The organism is Cronobacter malonaticus LMG 23826 (assembly GCF_001277215.2).
GTDB lineage: Bacteria > Pseudomonadota > Gammaproteobacteria > Enterobacterales > Enterobacteriaceae > Cronobacter > Cronobacter malonaticus.
Genome location: NZ_CP013940.1, coordinates 3233452 through 3253209, shown reverse-complemented (window position 1 = coordinate 3253209; position 19758 = coordinate 3233452). Strand labels below are relative to the sequence as shown.

Annotated in this window: 19 protein-coding genes and 1 tRNA gene; 13 read left to right on the top strand and 7 right to left on the bottom strand. The window is 57.5% G+C overall.

Going from position 1 to position 19758, the window contains the following annotated elements:
- The first annotated feature begins 84 nt into the window (after nt 1-84).
- Entirely contained in the window at nt 85-888 is an 804-nt protein-coding gene (locus AFK66_RS15320; protein ID WP_012815381.1) for an endonuclease/exonuclease/phosphatase family protein, read from the top strand.
- 70 nt (nt 889-958) lie between these two features.
- Entirely contained in the window at nt 959-1729 is a 771-nt protein-coding gene (locus tag AFK66_RS15315) for a class I SAM-dependent methyltransferase (protein ID WP_023899379.1), read from the top strand.
- A 60-nt stretch (nt 1730-1789) separates the two neighbouring features.
- On the opposite strand, the gene mltD is transcribed toward AFK66_RS15315, so the two are convergent.
- Together mltD and gloB are read right to left on the bottom strand one after the other, a co-directional pair.
- Nucleotides 1790-3163 carry a murein transglycosylase D gene (gene mltD / locus AFK66_RS15310; RefSeq protein WP_004387418.1) on the bottom strand — a complete coding sequence of 458 codons (1374 nt, stop codon included), beginning with the start codon at nt 3161-3163 and terminating at the stop codon, nt 1790-1792.
- A 71-nt stretch (nt 3164-3234) separates the two neighbouring features.
- Nucleotides 3235-3990: a hydroxyacylglutathione hydrolase gene (gene gloB, locus AFK66_RS15305; protein ID WP_007777262.1), complete on the bottom strand. Its 756-nt coding sequence runs from the start codon at nt 3988-3990 to the stop codon at nt 3235-3237.
- Between the two features lie 32 nt (nt 3991-4022).
- Between gloB and AFK66_RS15300 the strand changes: the two genes are divergently transcribed.
- The gene (locus AFK66_RS15300; protein WP_007791031.1) at nt 4023-4739 is read left to right on the top strand and encodes a class I SAM-dependent methyltransferase; all 717 of its coding nucleotides are present in this window, start codon (nt 4023-4025) and stop codon (nt 4737-4739) included.
- Here the strand turns inward: AFK66_RS15300 and rnhA are convergent.
- Nucleotides 4736-5311, bottom strand: a complete 576-nt coding sequence (gene rnhA, locus AFK66_RS15295) for a ribonuclease HI (RefSeq protein ID WP_161571848.1) — start codon at nt 5309-5311, stop codon at nt 4736-4738. The two genes, AFK66_RS15300 and rnhA, sit on opposite strands and share 4 nt — an antisense overlap.
- Between rnhA and dnaQ the strand changes: the two genes are divergently transcribed.
- Both dnaQ and AFK66_RS15285 read left to right on the top strand, forming a co-directional pair.
- Nucleotides 5265-5996 (top strand): DNA polymerase III subunit epsilon, encoded by a 732-nt coding sequence (dnaQ, locus tag AFK66_RS15290; protein WP_007777352.1) that lies wholly within the window; start codon nt 5265-5267, stop codon nt 5994-5996. The two genes, rnhA and dnaQ, sit on opposite strands and share 47 nt — an antisense overlap.
- A 132-nt stretch (nt 5997-6128) precedes the next feature.
- A tRNA-Asp gene (locus AFK66_RS15285) sits at nt 6129-6205 on the top strand.
- An 89-nt stretch (nt 6206-6294) separates the two neighbouring features.
- Here AFK66_RS15285 and AFK66_RS15280 read toward each other — a convergent pair.
- Both AFK66_RS15280 and fadE read right to left on the bottom strand, forming a co-directional pair.
- Complete coding sequence (locus tag AFK66_RS15280; protein WP_007777354.1) at nt 6295-7065, bottom strand: amidohydrolase; 771 nt, start codon at nt 7063-7065, stop codon at nt 6295-6297.
- Between the two features lie 106 nt (nt 7066-7171).
- On the bottom strand, nt 7172-9616 hold the full coding sequence (gene fadE, locus AFK66_RS15275; RefSeq protein WP_007777356.1) for an acyl-CoA dehydrogenase FadE: 2445 nt from the start codon (nt 9614-9616) through the stop codon (nt 7172-7174).
- Between the two features lie 228 nt (nt 9617-9844).
- Between fadE and lpcA the strand changes: the two genes are divergently transcribed.
- Both lpcA and AFK66_RS15265 read left to right on the top strand, forming a co-directional pair.
- Nucleotides 9845-10426 (top strand): D-sedoheptulose 7-phosphate isomerase, encoded by a 582-nt coding sequence (gene lpcA, locus AFK66_RS15270; protein ID WP_007698112.1) that lies wholly within the window; start codon nt 9845-9847, stop codon nt 10424-10426.
- Between the two features lie 88 nt (nt 10427-10514).
- Complete coding sequence (locus AFK66_RS15265; RefSeq protein WP_004385353.1) at nt 10515-11282, top strand: class II glutamine amidotransferase; 768 nt, start codon at nt 10515-10517, stop codon at nt 11280-11282.
- On the opposite strand, the gene dpaA is transcribed toward AFK66_RS15265, so the two are convergent.
- A complete protein-coding gene (gene dpaA, locus AFK66_RS15260; RefSeq protein WP_007777400.1) occupies nt 11253-11990 on the bottom strand; it encodes a peptidoglycan meso-diaminopimelic acid protein amidase in 738 nt (245 codons plus the stop codon). The two genes, AFK66_RS15265 and dpaA, sit on opposite strands and share 30 nt — an antisense overlap.
- A gap of 255 nt (nt 11991-12245) precedes the next feature.
- Here dpaA and dinB point away from each other — a divergent pair, with 255 nt between their 5' ends.
- From dinB to prfH, 3 genes are all read left to right on the top strand, one after another.
- Entirely contained in the window at nt 12246-13301 is a 1056-nt protein-coding gene (gene dinB / locus AFK66_RS15255) for a DNA polymerase IV (protein ID WP_032967857.1), read from the top strand.
- A 437-nt stretch (nt 13302-13738) separates the two neighbouring features.
- Nucleotides 13739-14878: an RNA ligase RtcB family protein gene (locus AFK66_RS15250; protein WP_007777443.1), complete on the top strand. Its 1140-nt coding sequence runs from the start codon at nt 13739-13741 to the stop codon at nt 14876-14878.
- Nucleotides 14875-15492, top strand: a complete 618-nt coding sequence (gene prfH, locus AFK66_RS15245; RefSeq protein WP_007777445.1) for a peptide chain release factor H — start codon at nt 14875-14877, stop codon at nt 15490-15492. The genes AFK66_RS15250 and prfH overlap by 4 nt, the downstream gene beginning before the upstream one ends.
- Nucleotides 15493-15726: 234 nt before the next feature.
- On the opposite strand, the gene pepD is transcribed toward prfH, so the two are convergent.
- On the bottom strand, nt 15727-17184 hold the full coding sequence (gene pepD, locus AFK66_RS15240) for a cytosol nonspecific dipeptidase (RefSeq protein WP_023899371.1): 1458 nt from the start codon (nt 17182-17184) through the stop codon (nt 15727-15729).
- 260 nt (nt 17185-17444) lie between these two features.
- On the opposite strand from pepD, the gene gpt reads away from it, so the two are divergent.
- The 3 genes from gpt (at nt 17445) to crl (ending at nt 19705) form a co-directional block, all read left to right on the top strand.
- Entirely contained in the window at nt 17445-17903 is a 459-nt protein-coding gene (gene gpt / locus AFK66_RS15235; RefSeq protein WP_007698209.1) for a xanthine phosphoribosyltransferase, read from the top strand.
- 107 nt (nt 17904-18010) lie between these two features.
- The gene (gene frsA / locus AFK66_RS15230) at nt 18011-19258 is read left to right on the top strand and encodes an esterase FrsA (protein ID WP_023899370.1); all 1248 of its coding nucleotides are present in this window, start codon (nt 18011-18013) and stop codon (nt 19256-19258) included.
- Between the two features lie 57 nt (nt 19259-19315).
- Nucleotides 19316-19705, top strand: coding sequence for a sigma factor-binding protein Crl (crl, locus tag AFK66_RS15225; RefSeq protein WP_007777688.1), 390 nt, complete (start codon nt 19316-19318; stop codon nt 19703-19705).
- Nucleotides 19706-19758: the final 53 nt, after the last annotated feature.

Here is a 19758-nt window from a genome sequence, read left to right as displayed (position 1 = left end):
CCATTGCATCTGTGAGCTAAAATCCCTATAACAGGTAAAGGTCGCTTATCTTGCGAACACATCTACAGGGGTTAGCAGCGAAACGTGCGAAAAAATACTTATGCCATGCGCTATGTCGCCGGTCAGCCAGCAGAACGTATTCTGGCGCCAGGATCGTTTGCGAGTATAGGAAAGGCATTACCCGCCGGCGCTCCCTTGCCCGGAGACGGTTCGCTTCGGGTGCTGGTCTGGAATATCTTTAAACAGCAGCGCGCTGAATGGCTTTCTGTCCTGCAAAATTTCGGTAAAGAGGCGCATCTGGTCTTATTGCAGGAGGCGCAGACGACGCCTGAGCTTGTGCGCTTTGCGACGTCCAACTATCTGGCGGCCGATCAGGTCCCGGCTTTTGTACTGCCGCAGCACCCGTCAGGTGTGATGACGCTCTCCGCTGCCCATCCGGTTTATTGTTGCCCGCTTCGCGAGCGTGAGCCTATCCTGCGTCTCTCTAAATCGGCGCTGGTCACCGTCTACCCGCTCCCTGATGGCCGTTTGTTGATGGTCGTAAACATTCACGCCGTCAATTTTAGCCTTGGCGTGGATGTCTACAGTAAACAACTCGGGCCTATTGGCGATCAGATAGGCCATCACAGCGGTCCGGTGATCATGGCTGGTGATTTCAACGCCTGGAGCCGCCCGAGGATGAATGCGCTTTACCGCTTCGCGCGTGAAATGTCGCTGCGTGAAGTCCGTTTTACTGATGACCAGCGCCGCCGCGCGTTCGGTCGCCCGCTCGATTTCGTGTTCTATCGCGGCCTTGCCGTACAGGAAGCTTCTGTCCTGGTGACGCGCGCCTCCGATCACAACCCGCTACTCGTCGAATTCAGTCCCGGCAAACCTGAGCAGAAGTAAGGTGTGTCAGGTCTGCCGTTGGGCAGACCCTGCGCCTGCCCTTTCTTTTACTCAATGCAAGGACACGACAATGGCAACACACTCTCATCACGACAACGTTGACAAGCAGTTTGGTTCTCAGGCAAAGGCTTATTTAACCAGCCAGGTGCACGCAACAGGGCGCGATCTCACTCATCTGCGCGAGAGACTGGCGGCATTTCCGCAGGCGCGCCTGCTCGATCTCGGGTGTGGAGCTGGGCATGCCAGCTTTACGGCCGCGGAACAGGTACGCGAAGTGGTAGCGTACGACTTGTCTTCTTCCATGCTCATGGTCGTAGAAGAGGCGGCGCGTGAACGCGGGCTTACGCATCTGTCGACCTGTCAGGGGTATGCCGAATCGCTGCCTTTTGAGGCCGAGAGTTTCGATATTGTCATCAGCCGCTATTCGGCGCACCACTGGCACGATGTTGGGCTGGCGTTGCGTGAGGTGAAACGCGTGCTGAAGCCCGGCGGCTTCATGATCATGATGGATATTCTCTCGCCCGGTCATCCGGTGCTGGATATCTGGCTGCAAACGATCGAAGCGCTGCGTGATACGTCGCATGTTCGTAACTATGCCAGCGGCGAGTGGTTGCAGATGTTCAATCAGGCAGGGCTTATCACGCGTGATGTGCGTACCGACAGGCTGAAGCTGGAGTTTGGCAGCTGGATTGCGCGTATGCGCACGCCCGACGCGCTGTCGCAGGCTATTCGGGTTTATCAGCAAAGTGCGTCAGCGGAAGTGCAACGCTATTTCGCGCTTCAGGAAGACGGCTCTTTTACCAGCGATACGATTATCATTGAGGCGAGTAAAGCGGCGTAATGCCAGAAAAGAAAAAGGCACCGGGGGAATCGGTGCCTTTCTTGTTCATACGGCTTGTCGTCAGGAATCTGGCGTCGAACTGTTCTTCACAAACAGGGTGATTTGATCGCCCGGTTGCAGATTGTCCGTATCGCTGTTCCAGCGCAACACATCCTTAATGTTAACGCCGTGACGCTTAGCAATGCTTGCGAGCGAATCGCCCTTGCGCACTTTATAGGTGATGCTGTCGTTATTGCTCGCCAGTTCACCTGCGCCGCTGACCGTACCGACAGAGAGCGTCTGGCCTGGTTTCAGCTTCGCTCCGCGCAGATTGTTCCAGCGCTGCAAATCTTTAGTGCTGACGTTCATCCGTGCGGCAATCGCGGAAAGCGTATCGCCAGAACGGACTTTATACGTCCGCGCAGACAGTGAATTATCCGCAACCATAGTCGGTTGAACGGCAGCGATTTCACCGGCGGCCAGAGACGTACGCAACTGCTGCGCATGTTTCTGTGGAACCATCACGTACTGCGGCCCGCTCACGCCGAGGGTAGAGCCCTTAACGCCGGCGTTGAAGGTTTTCAGTTTGTTCACTGAAATCCCGGCCATTTCCGCCAGTTGTTCCATTTCCACCGGATTATTCACCTTCACGCGTGCCAGCGCGCGGCTCTCATCCGTTGTCGGTAAACGCACCCCATACCGCTTGCTGTTTTTGAGTATGTCACTCAACGCCAGCATTTTCGGCACGTAAATTTTGGTTTCCTGTGGCAGTGAGAGCGACCAAAAATCCGTGGGTTTGCCACGTGCTTTATTCGCTTTCATTGCCTTCAATACACGACCTTCACCGCTGTTGTAAGCCGCGACAGTCAGTAACCAGTCGCCGTCAAACATCCGGTTCAGACGCTGCATCATGTTCAGTGCGGCAGTGGTTGAGGCCACCACGTCACGACGCGCGTCGTAATTTCGGGTCTGTTTTAAACCATAATTCCGCCCCGTGCTCGGGACAATCTGCCAGATGCCTGCGGCATTCGCGCCAGATGTCGCGTGGGGGTTAAAAGCGCTCTCCACTATGGGTAGTAGTACCAGTTCCATTGGCATATTACGTTTTTTAATCTGCCCGGCTATCCAGTACATATACGGCTCTGCCCGTAAAGTTACATCGTGGAGATAGCTCTTATTACTCAAGTACTTCAGTTTTTGTTCGCGGATCCGGTCATTTTCCGGAATCCCCATCTTTAGCTCGTCGCCAATGAAAGTCCACAGGTCCTGATCTTGCGCGAGGAATGTTCCATCATCCATCCAACGCGCAGAAGCCGCTCGACCAGCGAACTTTCCTGCTTCCCCTTGACCAGCCGCAGAAAGGCTCTGTGCATGCTGTTGAACGCCGCCGTCATGTTGAGACGCCTGGCACCCCACAAGCAGGACAGAGGCGAGTAAGATCGCTTTTGCCTTCATGTGTGTGTCAATAGTTGCTTAAAAGACGAGCAATGATAACGGCGAAGTTTCCCGAACACAAGCAAGAATTTCTAGAAGTTATCTTTCTTTGACCTTAACCATGCAAATCTCTCCTCAGGAGTTGACAACCGCAGATCTGGATTAATTTTATCAATTAAATCATCGTCTTCCAGACGGAGGTAAAGATTTATTTGGCGCTCATTTTTAAGAATTGAGGGGAGTGTTTTTTGATTTTTCGCACGTAACTCATTAACTTCTCGATAATATTGGGTTAAAACCGGATCGTCCGGCAAAATAGCCACTAAAAACTTAAGATTGCTTAATGTGTACTCATGGGCGCAGCAAATAAGGGTATTTTCAGGCAGCGCGTTTATTTTCTGAAAGGAGTGATACATCTGCGCGGGCGTGCCTTCAAAGAGGCGTCCACAGCCTGCGGAAAACATCGTGTCGCCGCAGAAAAGATAAGGGAAACTGAAATATGAGAAATGTCCTAAAGTGTGACCTGGCGTAGAGAACGCAAGGAATTCACAACCCAGAACGTTGAACTTCTCGCCATCGTTGACTATAACCTGCGCGCCTTTGCTGCGGGTTTCTTCCGGCCCGTATACGACGATATCCGGGAAACGCGCCACTAACGCTTGTACGCCGCCCGTATGGTCGTGATGGTGATGCGTAAGCAGGATAGCCACCGGCTGCCACTGGTTTTCCTCAAGGGCGCGAAAAACGGGTTCTGCCTCGCCCGGGTCGACAAGCAGGCATTTTCCTTCATCATCATTCAACACCCAGATGTAGTTATCCTCGAAAGCGGGAATACTGTTAAGATTCATAAATCACCTCTTATGCGTTACGGAAGGTAGTGATGAAACCGGCAAGGACACCCGCGACACTCAGCGCACCGGCCCACTGGGATGCGTTTTCCTGGGGCGAGCATTACCGCGCGACGCTTGAGCGGGAACTCCAGCCCTGGCTTGGGAAAATGTATGGCTTTCATTTACTTAAGATAGGCAATCTCAGCGCGGAGATAAACACCGAAGCCTGCGCGATTTCACATCAGGTCAATGTCGCGCTGCAGGGCGACGCGTTGCAGGTTAAGTGCGATCCGCTGCATCTGCCGTTTGCCGCAAAATCTGTGGATGCCTGTCTGCTGGCGCATACGCTGCCCTGGTGCCCCGATCCGCACCGTCTGCTCAACGAGGCCGACCGCGTGCTGATTGACGATGGCTGGCTCATTATGACGGGCTTCAACCCGGTTAGCCTGCTTGGAGCCGCCAAACTTCTGCCGTTTGTGCGTAAGCGCCCGCCCGTGAATAGCCGGATGTTTACCATGATGCGCCAGATGGACTGGCTATCGCTGCTTAATTTCGAGCTGCTCTATTACAGCCGTTGCCAGGTATTGCCGTGGTGTCGGCAGGGCGGAAAGATGCTGACCAAACATCTGCCGGCACTGGGGTGTTTACAGGTGATGGTGGCGCGTAAGCGCACCATCCCGTTGACGATAAACCCGTTAATGAAGCCGCGCGCCCGTACCCACCTGCGCCCGGCGGTCGGTGCCACGCGCCAGTACCGTAAACCTTAGCTGGCTGTCGCTTCCGGTTGATAACCGGTATCTTCCAGCGTCGGGGCCATGGCCGCCGCGCGGGCCAGTTCGTCGCAGCGTTCGTTTTCCGGGTGACCGGCGTGGCCTTTGACCCACTCCCATTTGATTTCATGCTGGCTCAGCGCCGCATCCAGCCGCTGCCATAAATCGACATTTTTCACCGGTTTCTTCTCGGCGGTTTTCCAGCCGCGCTTTTTCCAGTTATGGATCCATTGCGTGATGCCCTGGCGCACATACTGGCTGTCGGTGCTGAGCGTCACAATGCAGTGCTCGCGCAGCGCCTCAAGGGAGACAATCGCCGCCATCAGTTCCATACGGTTATTGGTAGTCAGGCGATAGCCCGCGCTGAAGGTCCGCTCATGCTGTTTGTAGCGCAGGATAGCGCCGTAGCCGCCAGGCCCCGGGTTGCCGAGACAAGATCCATCGGTGAAAATTTCTACCTGTTTACGCATCTCTGGTAGACTTCCTGTGAGTAAAAAGCCAAGTCTGACATAAACGAGCGCTATGAGCACAGCTATTACACGACAGATCGTTCTGGATACCGAAACCACCGGTATGAACCAGATAGGCGCCCATTATGAAGGGCACCGCATTATTGAAATCGGGGCGGTCGAAGTCATCAACCGCCGCCTGACCGGCAATAACTTCCACGTCTACCTGAAGCCCGACCGGCTGGTGGACCCGGAAGCTTTTATGGTTCACGGGATTTCCGATGAGTTTTTGCTGAATAAACCGGTTTTCGGCGATGTGGTGGATGATTTTCTTGATTACATCCGCGGCGCTGAACTGGTCATTCATAACGCTTCGTTCGATATCGGCTTTATGGATTACGAATTCGGCATGCTCAACCGCGGCATTCCGAAAACCGAAACGTTCTGCAAAATCACCGACAGCCTGGCGCTGGCCCGTAAGATGTTCCCGGGCAAGCGCAACAGCCTCGATGCGTTATGTTCGCGTTATGAAATAGACAACACCAAGCGTACGCTGCACGGGGCGTTACTCGACTCCCAGATCCTCGCGGATGTCTATCTGGCGATGACCGGCGGGCAGACGTCTATTGCGTTCGCGATGGAAGGTGACGGGCAACAGCAGCAGGGCGACACCGGCATTCAGCGTGTGGTACGCCAGGCGTCGCGCCTGAAAGTGGTTCGGGCGTGTGATGAAGAGCTGGCGGCACATGAATCGCGTCTCGATCTGGTGCAGAAGAAGGGCGGCAGCTGCCTCTGGCGCGCCTGAATATGCTGAAAACGCTGACAAATTCGCCGTGCGGGCGATTTTTAAAGCAAACGATTCAAAATGTGAGAAAAAGCGTTGACGGCACCGGGGCCAGCCCGTAATATTCGCCCCGTTCCCAGGGGAACACAACGCGGAGCGGTAGTTCAGTCGGTTAGAATACCTGCCTGTCACGCAGGGGGTCGCGGGTTCGAGTCCCGTCCGTTCCGCCACTATTCAGAAAGCCCGAATCAGCAATGATTCGGGCTTTCGTCATTTCAGCGTCATGAAAAAAGGCGGGCCGCAAACGACCCGTGGCGTTTTACTCAAGCGTAAACCGGTCGGCGTCCTGCCAGGCCGGGAATTTCTCACGATACTCTTTAAGCGATTCCAGCGACAATTCGGCTTCCACGCGTACCGCCTGATGTGGCTCGCTCGCGGCGATAATGTCGCCCTGCGGGTTAATGATGCGGCTGTCGCCGCGGTAGTGATGACCGTTGCCGTCGCTGCCGACGCGGTTACAGCCCGCGACATACGCCTGGTTCTCAATAGCGCGTGCGGTCAGCAGCGCCTGCCAGTGCAGGGCGCGTGGAGCAGGCCAGTTCGCTACATACAGCGCCAGGTCGTAATCGTCGCGGTTGCGCGACCACACCGGAAAGCGCAGGTCGTAACAGACCAGCGGCAGAATGCGCCAGCCGCGCCATTCCACCACCAGGCGCGTGTCGCCCGCCACATAATGCTGATGCTCATCGGCCATGCGGAACAGATGCCGTTTATCGTAGCGATGCACCGCGCCCTGCGGCTCCACTAATAAAAAACGGTTCACCGGTCCGCGCTCGCTCTGCAACGCCGCACTGCCGGCTACCATCGCGCCGGTCTGGCGGGCTTTTTCCTGCATCCAGGCGACGACGGTCTCTTCGGGCAGCGACGACTGCGCGGCTTCCATCGCAAAGCCCGTGGTAAACATCTCCGGCAGCACAATCAGATCCCGTCCCTGCACTTTTTCCAGCAGCACATCGAAGTGGCGCAGGTTAGCGGGCCCGTCCATCCAGCTCAGCGGCTGCTGCATCAGCGAAATTTTTAAACCAGACACGTTCAGACTCCCCCGTCATTGGCAACTCTGGTCACTTTATCATGCACGCGACAGGATGCGAGGCAATAAAAAACCCCGCCGGAGCGGGGTTTTTTACAGGCCAGAATCAGGCTGCTTCGACTTTACGTACCGCCTCCGGCAGCTTTACCGGCTGTGTCGCCAGCGCGTCCGGCTCAAAATCGTCTACGTTAATGCTGCGCAGACGGCTCTCTTCGGCGCGGATAAGAATGGCGGCTTCGTCTTCACTGATACGGCCTTCTTTCAGGGCGCGTTTCGCCAGCTCATCAAGACGGGTAAACGGCAGGTTTTTGCCCATCTCTTTGCAGAGCCGCTGGTGGATAGGATCGGCGGCCATCACCTCCAGCAGCGCCTGCTCCAGCAGCCCGACCGGGTTATGCTCGCTCGGCGTCAGGTACTGACCGCGGCCGATGCGTGAACGGGTCGCCGACGGCGTTTGCAGGATCTTCGCAAGTTTGTGATCGAGCTTATCGGAAGGCGCGTCGTAACGGCGGCCCGCCGGGAAAATCGCCAGGCTCAACAGGCCAGCCACCGCGCCATTAGGGAAGTTACGCAGCAGATCGCTAATCGCCTGCTCGGCCTGATGCAGCGCATCCTGCACGCCCCAGTGCACCAGCGGGAGATCCGCTTCCTGGCGGCCTTCGTCGTCATAGCGTTTCAGGACTGCCGAGGCCAGATAGAGCTGGCTCAGCACATCGCCCAGGCGCGCCGAGATACGCTCGCGACGCTTCAGGCTGCCGCCCAGTACCGCCATCGACATGTCGGAGAGCAGGGCCAGGCTGGCGCTCAGGCGGTTGATATGCTGGTAGTAACGGCGCGTCGCGTCGCGGGTCGGGCTGCGGCTGGTCAGGCCGTTGGTCAGGCCAAGCCAGAAGCTGCGCACCAGGTTGCTGCCCACGTGACCGATATGGCGGAACAGCAGCTTATCGAAGGCGTTTACGTCGTTATTCTGCGCGGCCGCCATCTCTTCCAGCACATACGGATGGCAGCGGATCGCGCCCTGGCCGAAGATCATCATGGTGCGGGTCAGGATATTCGCGCCTTCCACGGTAATCGCGATAGGCGCGCCCTGGTAAGCGCGTGCCAGGAAGTTGCCTTCGCCGAGCATAATGCCTTTACCGCCTGCGATATCCATCGCATCAATAATGGACTGCTGACCACGGTGGGTGCAGTGATATTTCACAATCGCCGACAGAACCGCCGGTTTTTCACCAAGCATAATGCCATAAGTAATCAGCGATGCCGCGGCGTCCATCACGTAGGCGTTACCGGCGATGCGCGCCAGCGGCTCTTCAATCCCTTCCATCTTACCGATAGAGACTTTGAACTGACGGCGAATATGAGCATACGCACCGGTGGCGAGCGCAATCGACTTCAGGCTACCGGTCGAGTTAGACGGCAGCGTAATGCCGCGGCCCACCGACAGGCATTCCACCAGCATACGCCAGCCCTGACCGGCCATTTTTGGCCCGCCGATAATGTAGTCGATAGGCACAAAGATATCTTTGCCGCGCGTTGGCCCGTTCTGGAACGGTACGTTGAGCGGGAAGTGGCGACGGCCGATTTCCACCCCCGGCGTGTTTGTCGGGATCAGCGCACAGGTAATGCCGAGCTCCTGCTCGCCGCCCAGCAGACGATCCGGGTCAGAGAGTTTAAACGCGAGGCCCAGTACGGTGGCGATAGGCGCGAGCGTAATGTAGCGCTTGTTCCAGGTGAGGCGCATGCCGAGCACCTGCTCGCCCTGCCACTCGCCCATGCAGACCACGCCGGTATCCGGGATGGCACCGGCGTCAGAGCCGGCTTCCGGGCTGGTCAGCGCAAAGCAGGGGATTTCCTGGCCACGTGCCAGACGCGGCAGGTAATGGTTTTTCTGCGCGTCGGTGCCGTAGTGTTGCAGCAGTTCGCCTGGGCCGAGGGAGTTCGGCACGCCAACGGTGATGGCGAGAATGCCGGAGACGCCAGCGAGTTTTTGCAGCACGCGGGACTGCGCGTAAGCCGAGAACTCCAGACCGCCGTACTCTTTTTTGATGATCATCGCGAAGAAGCGATGCTCTTTCAGGAACGCCCACAGCTCCGGCGGCAGATCCGCCATTTCGTGGGTTATCTGGAAGTCGTTCGCCATGCGGCACGCTTCTTCCACCGGGCCGTCGAGAAACGCCTGCTCTTCGGCGGTCAGCTTCGGCTGCGGGTAGTTATGAAGCTTCTGCCAGTCCGGGTTGCCGCGGAACAGATCGCCTTCCCACCAGGTCGTCCCGGCGTCGATCGCTTCTTTCTCCGTGCGCGACATCGGCGGCATCACTTTACGAAAACCGCGGAACACCGGGGCGGAGATCAGCGATTTACGCACCGGCGTAACGTTGAGAGGCACCAGAATGATCGCCAGCGGCACCAGCAGCCACAGCGACCAGAGACCGACGGCGCTGAGCGCGGCGGTCCAGGCGAGCAGGATCAGACTGCTGAGCGGCAGGCTGACGCGATGGTAAAACAGCGCACCAATAAGAACGAGGGTGGCAACGATACTCAAGATCATCATAAAGAAAAGCTCCCTTGCTTGTAGGAGGTCTGACCACTTGTGATGATATGGTTGTAGAGGATGTTGCTTTTTTTAGCAATGCGTTCACAAAATAATTACAACCTGGCTCACATTGTTGCTGCACGTAAACGCAAAACCTGTGTGCCCGGCGCGGTGTAGCGCTTCTCGCTCCCGGCGCTATCCGGTACACTGCATCCGGTTACTTTTTAATGCTGAAGGATATTCCTCATGTACCAGGATCTGATTCGTAACGAGCTGAACGAAGCGGCCGAAACGCTGGCTAACTTTCTGAAAGATGAAGCCAATATTCACGCTATCCAGCGTGCGGCGGTGTTGCTGGCGGACAGCTTCAAAGCGGGCGGTAAAGTGCTCTCCTGCGGTAACGGCGGCTCGCACTGCGACGCGATGCACTTCGCCGAAGAGCTGACCGGGCGCTACCGTGAAAACCGTCCGGGCTACCCGGCGATCGCGATTTCCGACGTTAGCCACATCTCCTGCGTCGGTAACGACTTCGGTTACGACCATATCTTCTCCCGCTATGTCGAAGCGGTTGGGCGCGAGGGTGATGTTCTGCTCGGCATTTCTACTTCCGGCAACTCCGGCAACGTGATCAAAGCGATCGACGCCGCGCGCGCCAAAGGTATGAAAGTCATCACGCTGACCGGTAAAGACGGCGGCAAAATGGCGGGAACGGCGGATGTGGAAATTCGCGTGCCGCATTTTGGCTATGCTGATCGTATTCAGGAAATTCATATCAAAGTGATCCACATCCTGATCCAGCTTATCGAAAAAGAGATGGTCAAAGCCTGATAAGGCGCTGTCGCCGGGCGCGCGACGCACGTCCGGCTTGCTCCAGTGACGCCTTCCGAAAGGAGGGCGGCGTGTGATGAGGTGATTTATGTGCGAACTGCTCGGGATGAGCGCCAACGTGCCGACGGATATCTGCTTTAGCTTTACTGGCCTCGTGCAGCGTGGCGGGGGAACCGGGCCGCATAAAGACGGCTGGGGCATCACCTTCTACGAAGGTAAAGGCTGTCGCACGTTTAAAGATCCACAACCGAGCTACAACTCGCCCATCGCGAAACTGGTGCAGGACTACCCTATTAAATCCTGTTCGGTGGTGGCGCATATCCGCCAGGCGAACCGCGGCGAAGTCGCGCTCGAAAACACCCATCCGTTTACCCGCGAGCTGTGGGGTCGCAACTGGACGTACGCCCATAATGGCCAGTTGACCGGCTACCGCTCGCTTGATACCGGCCCGTTTCGCCCGATTGGCGAAACCGACAGCGAAAAAGCGTTCTGCTGGCTGCTGCACAAACTCACCACGCGCTACCCGCGCACGCCGGGCAACATGACGGCGGTCTTTCGCTATATTGCGGAGCTGGCGGGTGAACTGCGGGAGAAGGGCGTGTTCAATATGCTGTTATCTGACGGGCGCTATGTGATGGCGTTCTGCTCTACCAACCTTTTCTGGATAACGCGCCGCGCGCCGTTTGGCGTCGCCAAACTGCTCGATCAGGATGTGGAAATTGATTTTCAGGAAGAGACCACACCGAATGATGTGGTCACGGTGATCGCCACTCAGCCGCTGACGGGCAATGAAACCTGGCACAAAATCATGCCAGGCGAGTGGGCGTTATTTTGTCTCGGGGAGCGTGTAGTTTGACGCCAGCTGCGGGTGTACCACGCTGCTGCTGAGTGGCTTGCTGACTACGTAACTGCCATTCACCACAGAGACCACCGGCGGCTGACGGGTCGCCATAAAGTAGTCGTAGCCTGGCTTAAGCTGTTTCCAGAAGCCGATGTAGTACGAATACTTGTGGCGCTCCATATTGGCGTCGGTCATGCGGAACGGATAGATGCTGACCTGCACGTTCGGCTGACCAAACACCAGCGCGCCGGTGACGAACTGGAAAATCTCATCGATATTTTTATCGGTCATCGCGTAGCAGCCTACGGAAACGCACGCGCCGTGGATCATCAGATACTTCCCTTCATACCCGTTAGCGCGGTCAAAGGCGTTCGGAAAACCGATATTGATCGCTTTATAAAAACGGCTGTCGGGTTTGAGCTGGCTGCGCTGCACGCTATAGAAGCCTTCCGGGCTTTTGAAATCGCCCTGACGGCGTTTCGGCCCAAGACCGCCGGAATAGTTGCAGATATTGTAGCTATCCAGTAACTGATACTGTTCGCCCATCTTGACGTACAGCTCAAGCTTGCGCTCTTCCTTAAAGATCTGGATATAAACCGGGGAACCCATTAACTGCTGTTTTAATTCTTTTTTTATCGGGGTAACGCTGTCGCTACTGACTGTACTGGCCCATGAAAAGCACGACACCAGAAGCATCGCAATTAACAATGCGATTTTACGCATACTGCTTGTTTCCTTGATAAAGCTAAGACCGATGCCGAAAGGCGAAGGGATCCAAAATAAGACTATTCTGGTTCAGGAGCGCTCACATTAGCACCGCTGTTATTTTTCGCAAGCGCTGCCTGCTGCGTTTACAATTAAGTTTTGCTTAACTTCCTTGCGCCCCCGAGAATTTACGCAATTATGGCGGAATAAGGAAGGTTGCCGCCGCCCCCATTTTTTGCCAGACTGTATGGACATACAGTGCGGGGCGTGGCGATGCGCAAAATCATTCATGTCGATATGGACTGCTTTTTCGCGGCGGTAGAGATGCGCGATAATCCAGCCCTGCGCGATATTCCGCTCGCCATCGGCGGCAGCCGCGAACGACGCGGCGTTATCAGCACCGCCAATTATCCGGCGCGTAAATATGGCGTGCGTAGCGCCATGCCCACCGCGATGGCGCTCAAGCTCTGCCCGCATCTCACGCTGCTGCCGGGGCGTTTTGACGCCTATAAAGAAGCGTCTGCCCATATCCGGGAAATATTCTCGCGCTATACCTCGCTGATTGAACCGCTCTCGCTCGACGAAGCGTATCTGGATGTCACCCACAGCCCGCACTGTTACGGCTCGGCCACGCTGATGGCCAAAGAGATCCGCCAGACGATTTTCGACGAACTCCAGCTCACCGCGTCGGCGGGTATCGCGCCGATCAAATTCCTCGCCAAGATCGCCTCCGATCTCAACAAGCCCAACGGGCAATATGTGATCACGCCTGAAGAGGTGCCGGTGTTTTTGCGCACGCTGCCGCTTGGCAAGATCCCGGGCGTCGGCAAGGTAACGGCGGCGAAGCTGGAGAGCCTTGGCCTGCGTACCTGCGAGGATGTGCAAAAGAGCGATCTTGCCGCGCTGCTCAGGCGTTTTGGCAAATTTGGGCGCGTGTTGTGGGAGCGCAGCCAGGGAATAGATGACCGGGAGATAAGCAGCGACAGACAGCGTAAATCGGTCGGCGTCGAGCGCACGCTGGCGGAGGATATTCATGAATGGGCGGAGTGCGAGGCGATTGTGGAGCGGCTCTACCCGGAGCTTGAACGCCGGCTTGCCGCGGTGCAGCCGGATCTGCGCATCGCACGCCAGGGCGTGAAGCTCAAATTTAATGATTTCCAGCTCACCACGCAGGAGCACGTCTGGCCGAAGCTTAATAAAGAGGATTTGCTCGCCACGGCACGCAAAACCTGGGACGAGCGCCGCAGCGGGCGCGGCGTGCGGTTGGTGGGGCTGCATGTGACGCTGCTTGACCCGCAAATCGAGCGTCAGCTGGTGCTGGGGCTGTAGGGGCTTATCTTCGGGCCCGGTGGGTGCGCTTCGCTTACCCACCCTACATGATGATAACCGTCAGGAAGCCTAGGGCGGGTAAGCGGAGCGCACCCGCGGTCAGCGCCCACAATTAACCCCGCAGGGCGGGTAAGCGGAGCGCACCCGCCGCTGGCGCTCACCGTTAAACCCTGTAGGGCGGGTAAGCGTCAGCGCACCCGCCACCGTACCCCTACCTGAACTAATAGTTATCCGTGATTCATCATTGTACCGGCATACCGCTCTCGTTATGATGCAGGCCGTTTTTTCCCATTCTCATCATCTGCAAAGGAGGCACATCATGACTTACACCACGCTGATTACGCTTTGCAGACTGACCCAGGACTAATTCCGCTTTTTTCATTGCCCGGGTTTTCGTCTGCCACATCCTTATTTTTTTCCACATTATGGATTGGTATATGGGCAATTTTATTCGTCCCTTGTCTGACGCTGTCGCATATCTTGCGTCGGACGATCTCTGGATCGAAAGCGCCGCCACGCAACAACTCTTAACCACCGCCAGGCTTGCGGGAATGACCCGCGTGGTCGGCATGCCGGATCTGCATCCGGGGCGCGGTTACCCCATCGGCGCGGCCTTTTTCTCCGTTACTCGTTTTTACCCGGCGCTGGTGGGTAATGACATTGGCTGCGGCATGGCGCTGTGGCAAACCTCGCTGTTAACCCGCAAGCTCAACCTCGATAAACTCGAAAAGCGCCTGCAAACCTACAGCGATATCGCCCCGGCCGACTGGCTGGAAGCGGCGCTGCCGCCGTCGCTTGCTGCGCACCCGTACGCGGCGTCGCTTGGCTCGGTGGGCGGCGGCAATCACTTTGCGGAGCTGCAGCAAATCGACAGCGTCTATGACGACGACGCGATTGCGGCGCTCGGCATTCGCCCTGCGCAGCTCCTGTTGCTGGCGCACAGCGGCTCGCGCGGGTTTGGTCAGCAGATCCTGCGCGCCCACGTTGAGCGCTTCTCCCACGACGGGCTGGAAGCGGGCAGCGAAGAGGCCAGCGAGTATCTGGCGCAGCATCAGCAGGCGCTCGATTTCGCGGTCGCCAACCGTGCGCTCATCGCGCGTCGTTTGCTGGCGCATATCAAAGAGACCGGCGAGCCGGTGCTTGATGTTAACCATAACCTGCTTGCGCCTTACACCTTAGGCGACACGCAGGGCTGGCTGCATCGTAAAGGTGCGACGCCCGCCGATCTCGGCCCGGTCGTTATCCCTGGATCGCGCGGCGATTACAGCTATCTGGTGCAGCCGACGGGCGGCAGCGAGGCGCTCGATTCGCTGGCGCACGGCGCAGGCCGTAAATGGATGCGTACCGAGTGCAAGGGCCGTCTTTCCGGTAAATTCAGTCCGGCGCAACTCTCCCGTACGGCCTTTGGCAGCCGGGTGATTTGCCGCGACCGCCAGCTTATCTACGAAGAAGCGCCGCAGGCGTATAAATCGATAGAGAGCGTGATGCAGTGCCTGACGGGCGCGGGGCTGGTGAAGCCGCTCGCGCGCCTGAAACCGGTGCTGACTTTAAAAACCAGCGGGGAGCGAAGCGAATGATCCTATTGCAACTCTCTTCCGCGCAGGGGCCGGACGAATGTTGTCTGGCCGTCAGCAAAGCGCTGGAGGCGCTGCGCAAAGAGGCGGCGCAGGCGCATGTCGGGCTGTCGGTCATAGAAGAAGAGCCGGGGCCCCGCGCCGGTACGCTGCGCTCGGCGCTGGTCTCGCTTGAAGGCGAAAACGCGCAACCGCTCGCGCAGCGCTGGTGCGGGACGGTGCAGTGGATATGCGAAAGCCCGTATCGCCCGCGTCATGCCCGTAAAAACTGGTTTATCGGCGCGGCGGTGTTTACGCCGGTGGGCGAGATGCCGGAAAGCGACATTCGTTTTGACGCGTTGCGCGCCTCCGGGCCGGGCGGGCAGCACGTCAATAAAACCGATTCGGCGATACGCGCCACGCATGTGGCGACCGGCATCAGCGTAAAGGTGCGGTCAGAGCGCAGCCAGCATGCCAATAAAAGGCTGGCGACGCTGTTGATTGCGCATAAGCTCGAAGCGCAGCGCGACGCGCAGAGCGCAGGGCAAAAAGCGCAGCGGCGGTTGTTTCATCATCAGATAGAACGCGGCAATCCCACGCGGTGTTTTACGGGGAAAGGTTTTACGCCGGTGAAGTGATCGCGGCCGCGTTTAAAGGTGGGCGCGCCATACTGGAAGGTGGGTGCGCTCACGCTTACCCACCCTGGAGGATGATAACCGTCGGGAAGCGTAGGGCGGGTAAGCGCAGCGCACCCGCCGCTGACATCCCCCGTTAAACCCCGTAGGGCGGGTAAGCGCAGCGCACCCGCCGTTTCCCACCCCGCCACAACAAAAAAGGCGACCCAAGGGCCGCCTTTCTTTTACATCAAACGCTTACTTCGCCGGGATCGCTTTCAGCAGCTCGGTCAGCAGCGTCCAGTAGTGGCCCACGCTTTCGATATGTACCTGCTCATCCGGCGAGTGCGGCCCGGTAATGGTCGGCCCGATTGACACCATATCCATCTGCGGGTACGGCTTCTTGAACAGCCCGCACTCCAGACCGGCGTGGATCACCTGGATATTCGGCGTCTTGTTAAACAGACGCTGATAGGTTTCACGCACCAGCGCCATCACCGGCGAGCTCGCGTCCGGCTGCCAGCCAGGGTAGCTGCCTTTGGCCGCGGTTTTCGCGCCAGCCAGCTTGCCGAGCGATTCCAGCATGCTCACCACGTAATCTTTACCGCTGTCGATAAGCGAGCGGATCAGGCAGATGATTTCCGCCTGCTCGTCGTTCATGGTCACCACGCCCACGTTCAGGGAGGTTTCCACCACGCCTTTCGCCACGTCAGAGTTGCGAATCACCCCGTTCGGCGTCGCGTTCAGCAGCGCGATAAACGCATCGCGGCTCTGCGCGGTCAGCGCGGCTTTGTCGGTCGTGGCCGCTTCCAGCACAACGGTGATGTTTTTCTCTTTAACGGAGAGCTCATTCTTCAGAATATCGAGATAGGTATTCGCCAGCGTTTTCAGCTCGCCCGCGTTAGCGGCAGGCACCGCAACGGTCGCGAACGCTTCGCGCGGGATGGCGTTACGCAGCGTACCGCCGTTGAAATCCACCAGACGCAGATCCAGCGCCTGCGCATGACCGCACAGGAAACGCGCCAGTAGTTTGTTGGCGTTGCCGAGGCCCAGATGAATATCGCCGCCGGAGTGGCCGCCTTTCAGCCCTTTGAGCGTCAGTTTAAACGTCTCAAAACCGGCCGGGATAGCTTCGCGGGAGAGCGGCAGCGTGGAGATAAAATCGATACCGCCGGCGCAACCCATATAGATTTCGCCTTCTTCTTCGGAATCGGTATTAATGAGGATATCGGCCTGCAACCAGCCTGCCTGCAAACCAAACGCGCCGTCCATGCCGGCTTCTTCGGTCATGGTCAGCAGCACTTCCAGCGGGCCGTGTACGACGTTTTCGTCAGCCAGCACCGCGAGCGCGGACGCCATACCGATGCCGTTATCCGCGCCAAGCGTGGTGCCGCGCGCTTTCACCCATTCGCCATCGATATACGGCTGGATAGGATCTTTCGTGAAATCATGAACGGTGTCGTTATTTTTCTGCGGCACCATATCGAGGTGGGCCTGCAGCACGACCGGCTTGCGGTTTTCCATGCCGGCGGTCGCCGGTTTGCGAATTAAAATGTTGCCCACCTGGTCGCGTTCGGCGAACAGGCCTTTTTCCTTCGCCCAGCCCATGATGTGTTCGGCGAGTTGTTCTTCATGGTAGGACGGATGCGGAATGGAGCAGATTTTCGCGAAAATATCCCACAGCGGTTGAGGGGAGAGTTGAGACAGTTCAGACACGTTAAGTCTCCTTGACTGGGCCCGGTGCAGCGCGGCGTACGGGCCTCTGGGTTATCGTTGTGATGTGCCGCAAGACGGGCCTGGGCAATAGCCCGAGAATACCACTTTCTTTTATGCTGTGCAGACCAAAGCGAGCAAAAACCACGGCCCATGCCGCGTGGCACTGGTTTTTAGCGGCTCAGATCTCTATAATCTCGCGCAACCTATTTTCCCCCTGAACACTTTTTAAGCCGTTTTTTAAACTGGCCGGGACACTTCACATGAGCGAAAAATACGTTGTCACCTGGGATATGTTACAGATCCACGCGCGCAAGCTGGCGAGCCGCCTGCTGCCTGCCGATCAGTGGAAAGGCATTATCGCCGTCAGCCGCGGCGGTCTGGTGCCTGGCGCACTGCTGGCGCGCGAACTGGGTATCCGTCACGTCGATACCGTCTGTATCTCCAGCTACGACCATGACAACCAGCGCGAACTGAAAGTCATCAAGCGCGCAGAAGGCGATGGTGAAGGCTTTATCGTGGTGGACGACCTGGTGGATACCGGCGGCACCGCAGTCGCTATCCGTGAGATGTACCCGAAAGCCCGCTTCGTGACGATTTTCGCTAAACCGGCAGGCCAGCCGCTGGTGGACGACTACGTCATCGACATCCCGCAGGACACCTGGATCGAGCAGCCGTGGGATATGGGCGTGGTGTTTGTGCCGCCGCTGTCCGGCCGTTAATCCCGTCCTTACGCATCTTTACGCCCGGCACTGCCGGGCGTTTTTGTTTTTATCCGCCGCCTGCGAGTACAATCATGTTTTGTGCTGTTTTTACGGAGGCAGAAAGCATGTCGCAGGCCAATCTGAGCGAAACCCTGTTTAAGCCGCGGTTTAAATACCCGGAAACCTCGACGCTGGTGCGTCGTCTTCAGCACGCGCCGCCTCCGGTGATCCAGTCCACGCTGGACGGTAAAACAGTGCCGCAGTGGTATCGCATGATTAACCGGCTGATGTGGGTCTGGCGCGGCGTCGATCCGCGGGAAATCCTTGAAGTGCAGTCGCGCATCGTGCTGAGCGACGCCGAACGCACCGATCCCGCGCATTTCGATACGGTCATCGGTTATCGCGGCGGTAACTGGATTTTTGAGTGGTCGAAGCAGGCGATGGCGTGGCAACAGCGCGCCGGGCAGGAGACCGACGAAGCGGCCATCGGCAAGGCCTGGCTGATGGCCTCCACGCTCTACAGCATTGCCGCCTATCCGCACCTGAAAGGCGATACGCTCGCCGAACAGGCGCAGGTGCTGGCGAACCGCGCGTATGAAGAAGCCGCCACGCGGCTCTCCGGCGAACTGCGCGAGCTCTCGTTCCCGATCCCCGGCGGCGCGACCATCACCGGCTTTCTGCATCTTCCCAAAGGCGGGCAGGGGCCATTCCCGACCGTCCTGATTTGCGGCGGGCTGGACGCGCTACAAAGCGACTACTTTAATCTTTTCGAGCGTTACTTCGCGCCGCTCGGCATCGCGATGCTCACGATCGATATGCCCTCGGTCGGCGCGTCGTCCAAATGGACGCTGACGCAGGATTCCAGCCTGCTGCATCAACATGTGCTTCAGGCTCTGCCGAATCTGCCGTGGGTCGATCACACCCGCGTGGCGGCGTTTGGGTTTCGCTTCGGGGCGAACGTGGCGGTGCGCCTCGCGTATCTTGAAGCGCCGCGCCTTAAAGCCGTGGCCTGTCTCGGCCCGATAGTGCATCAGCTTTTCAGCGATCCGGCACGGCAGGACCAGGTACCGGAGATGTATATGGATGTGCTGGCGAGCCGTCTTGGCATGTATGACGCCTCGGACAACGCGCTGCGTGTCGAGCTCAACCGCTATTCGCTGAAAACCCAGGGGCTGCTCGGCCGCCGCTGCCCGATACCGATGCTTGCAGGCTACTGGAAAAACGACATTTTCAGCCCGGAGGAGGAGTCGCGTTTAATCGCCTCGTCATCTGTGGACGGTAAGCTGCTGGAGATCCCCACTTCGCCGGTGTACAGCAACTTTGATAAGGCGCTGCATCAGATTTCCGGGTGGGTAAACCATAAATTGCGTTAATGATTGGCTAATTTCCATTGGTTTGGTAAAACAATGGCTTCACAAAAGGAGATCGCAATGACGTTACCGAGTGGACACCCGAAAAGCAGGATGATTAAGAAATTCACTGCCCTTGGCCCGTATATTCGGGAAGAGCAGTGTGAAGGCAACCGCTTCTTCTTTGATTGCCTGGCTGTTTGCGTCAACGTCAAACCCGCGCCGGAGAAGCGTGAATTCTGGGGCTGGTGGATGGAGCTGGAAGCGCATGAAGACCGCTTTACCTATACCTGGCAGTTCGGCCTGTTTGATAAAGAGGGCGACTGGACGGCGGTGCCTATCAAAGAGGACGAGGTCAAAGAAAAGCTTTCGCAAACGCTGCGTGATTTTCACGAAAGACTGCGTGCGCTGCTCGCCTCGATGGATTTAAAACTGGAGCCGGTAACAGAAGATCTGAAGCTTTCTGCCTGAGCCGCGTTTCAGTTAATACTTAAATAACGCATAAAAAATAACCCCACCGACGC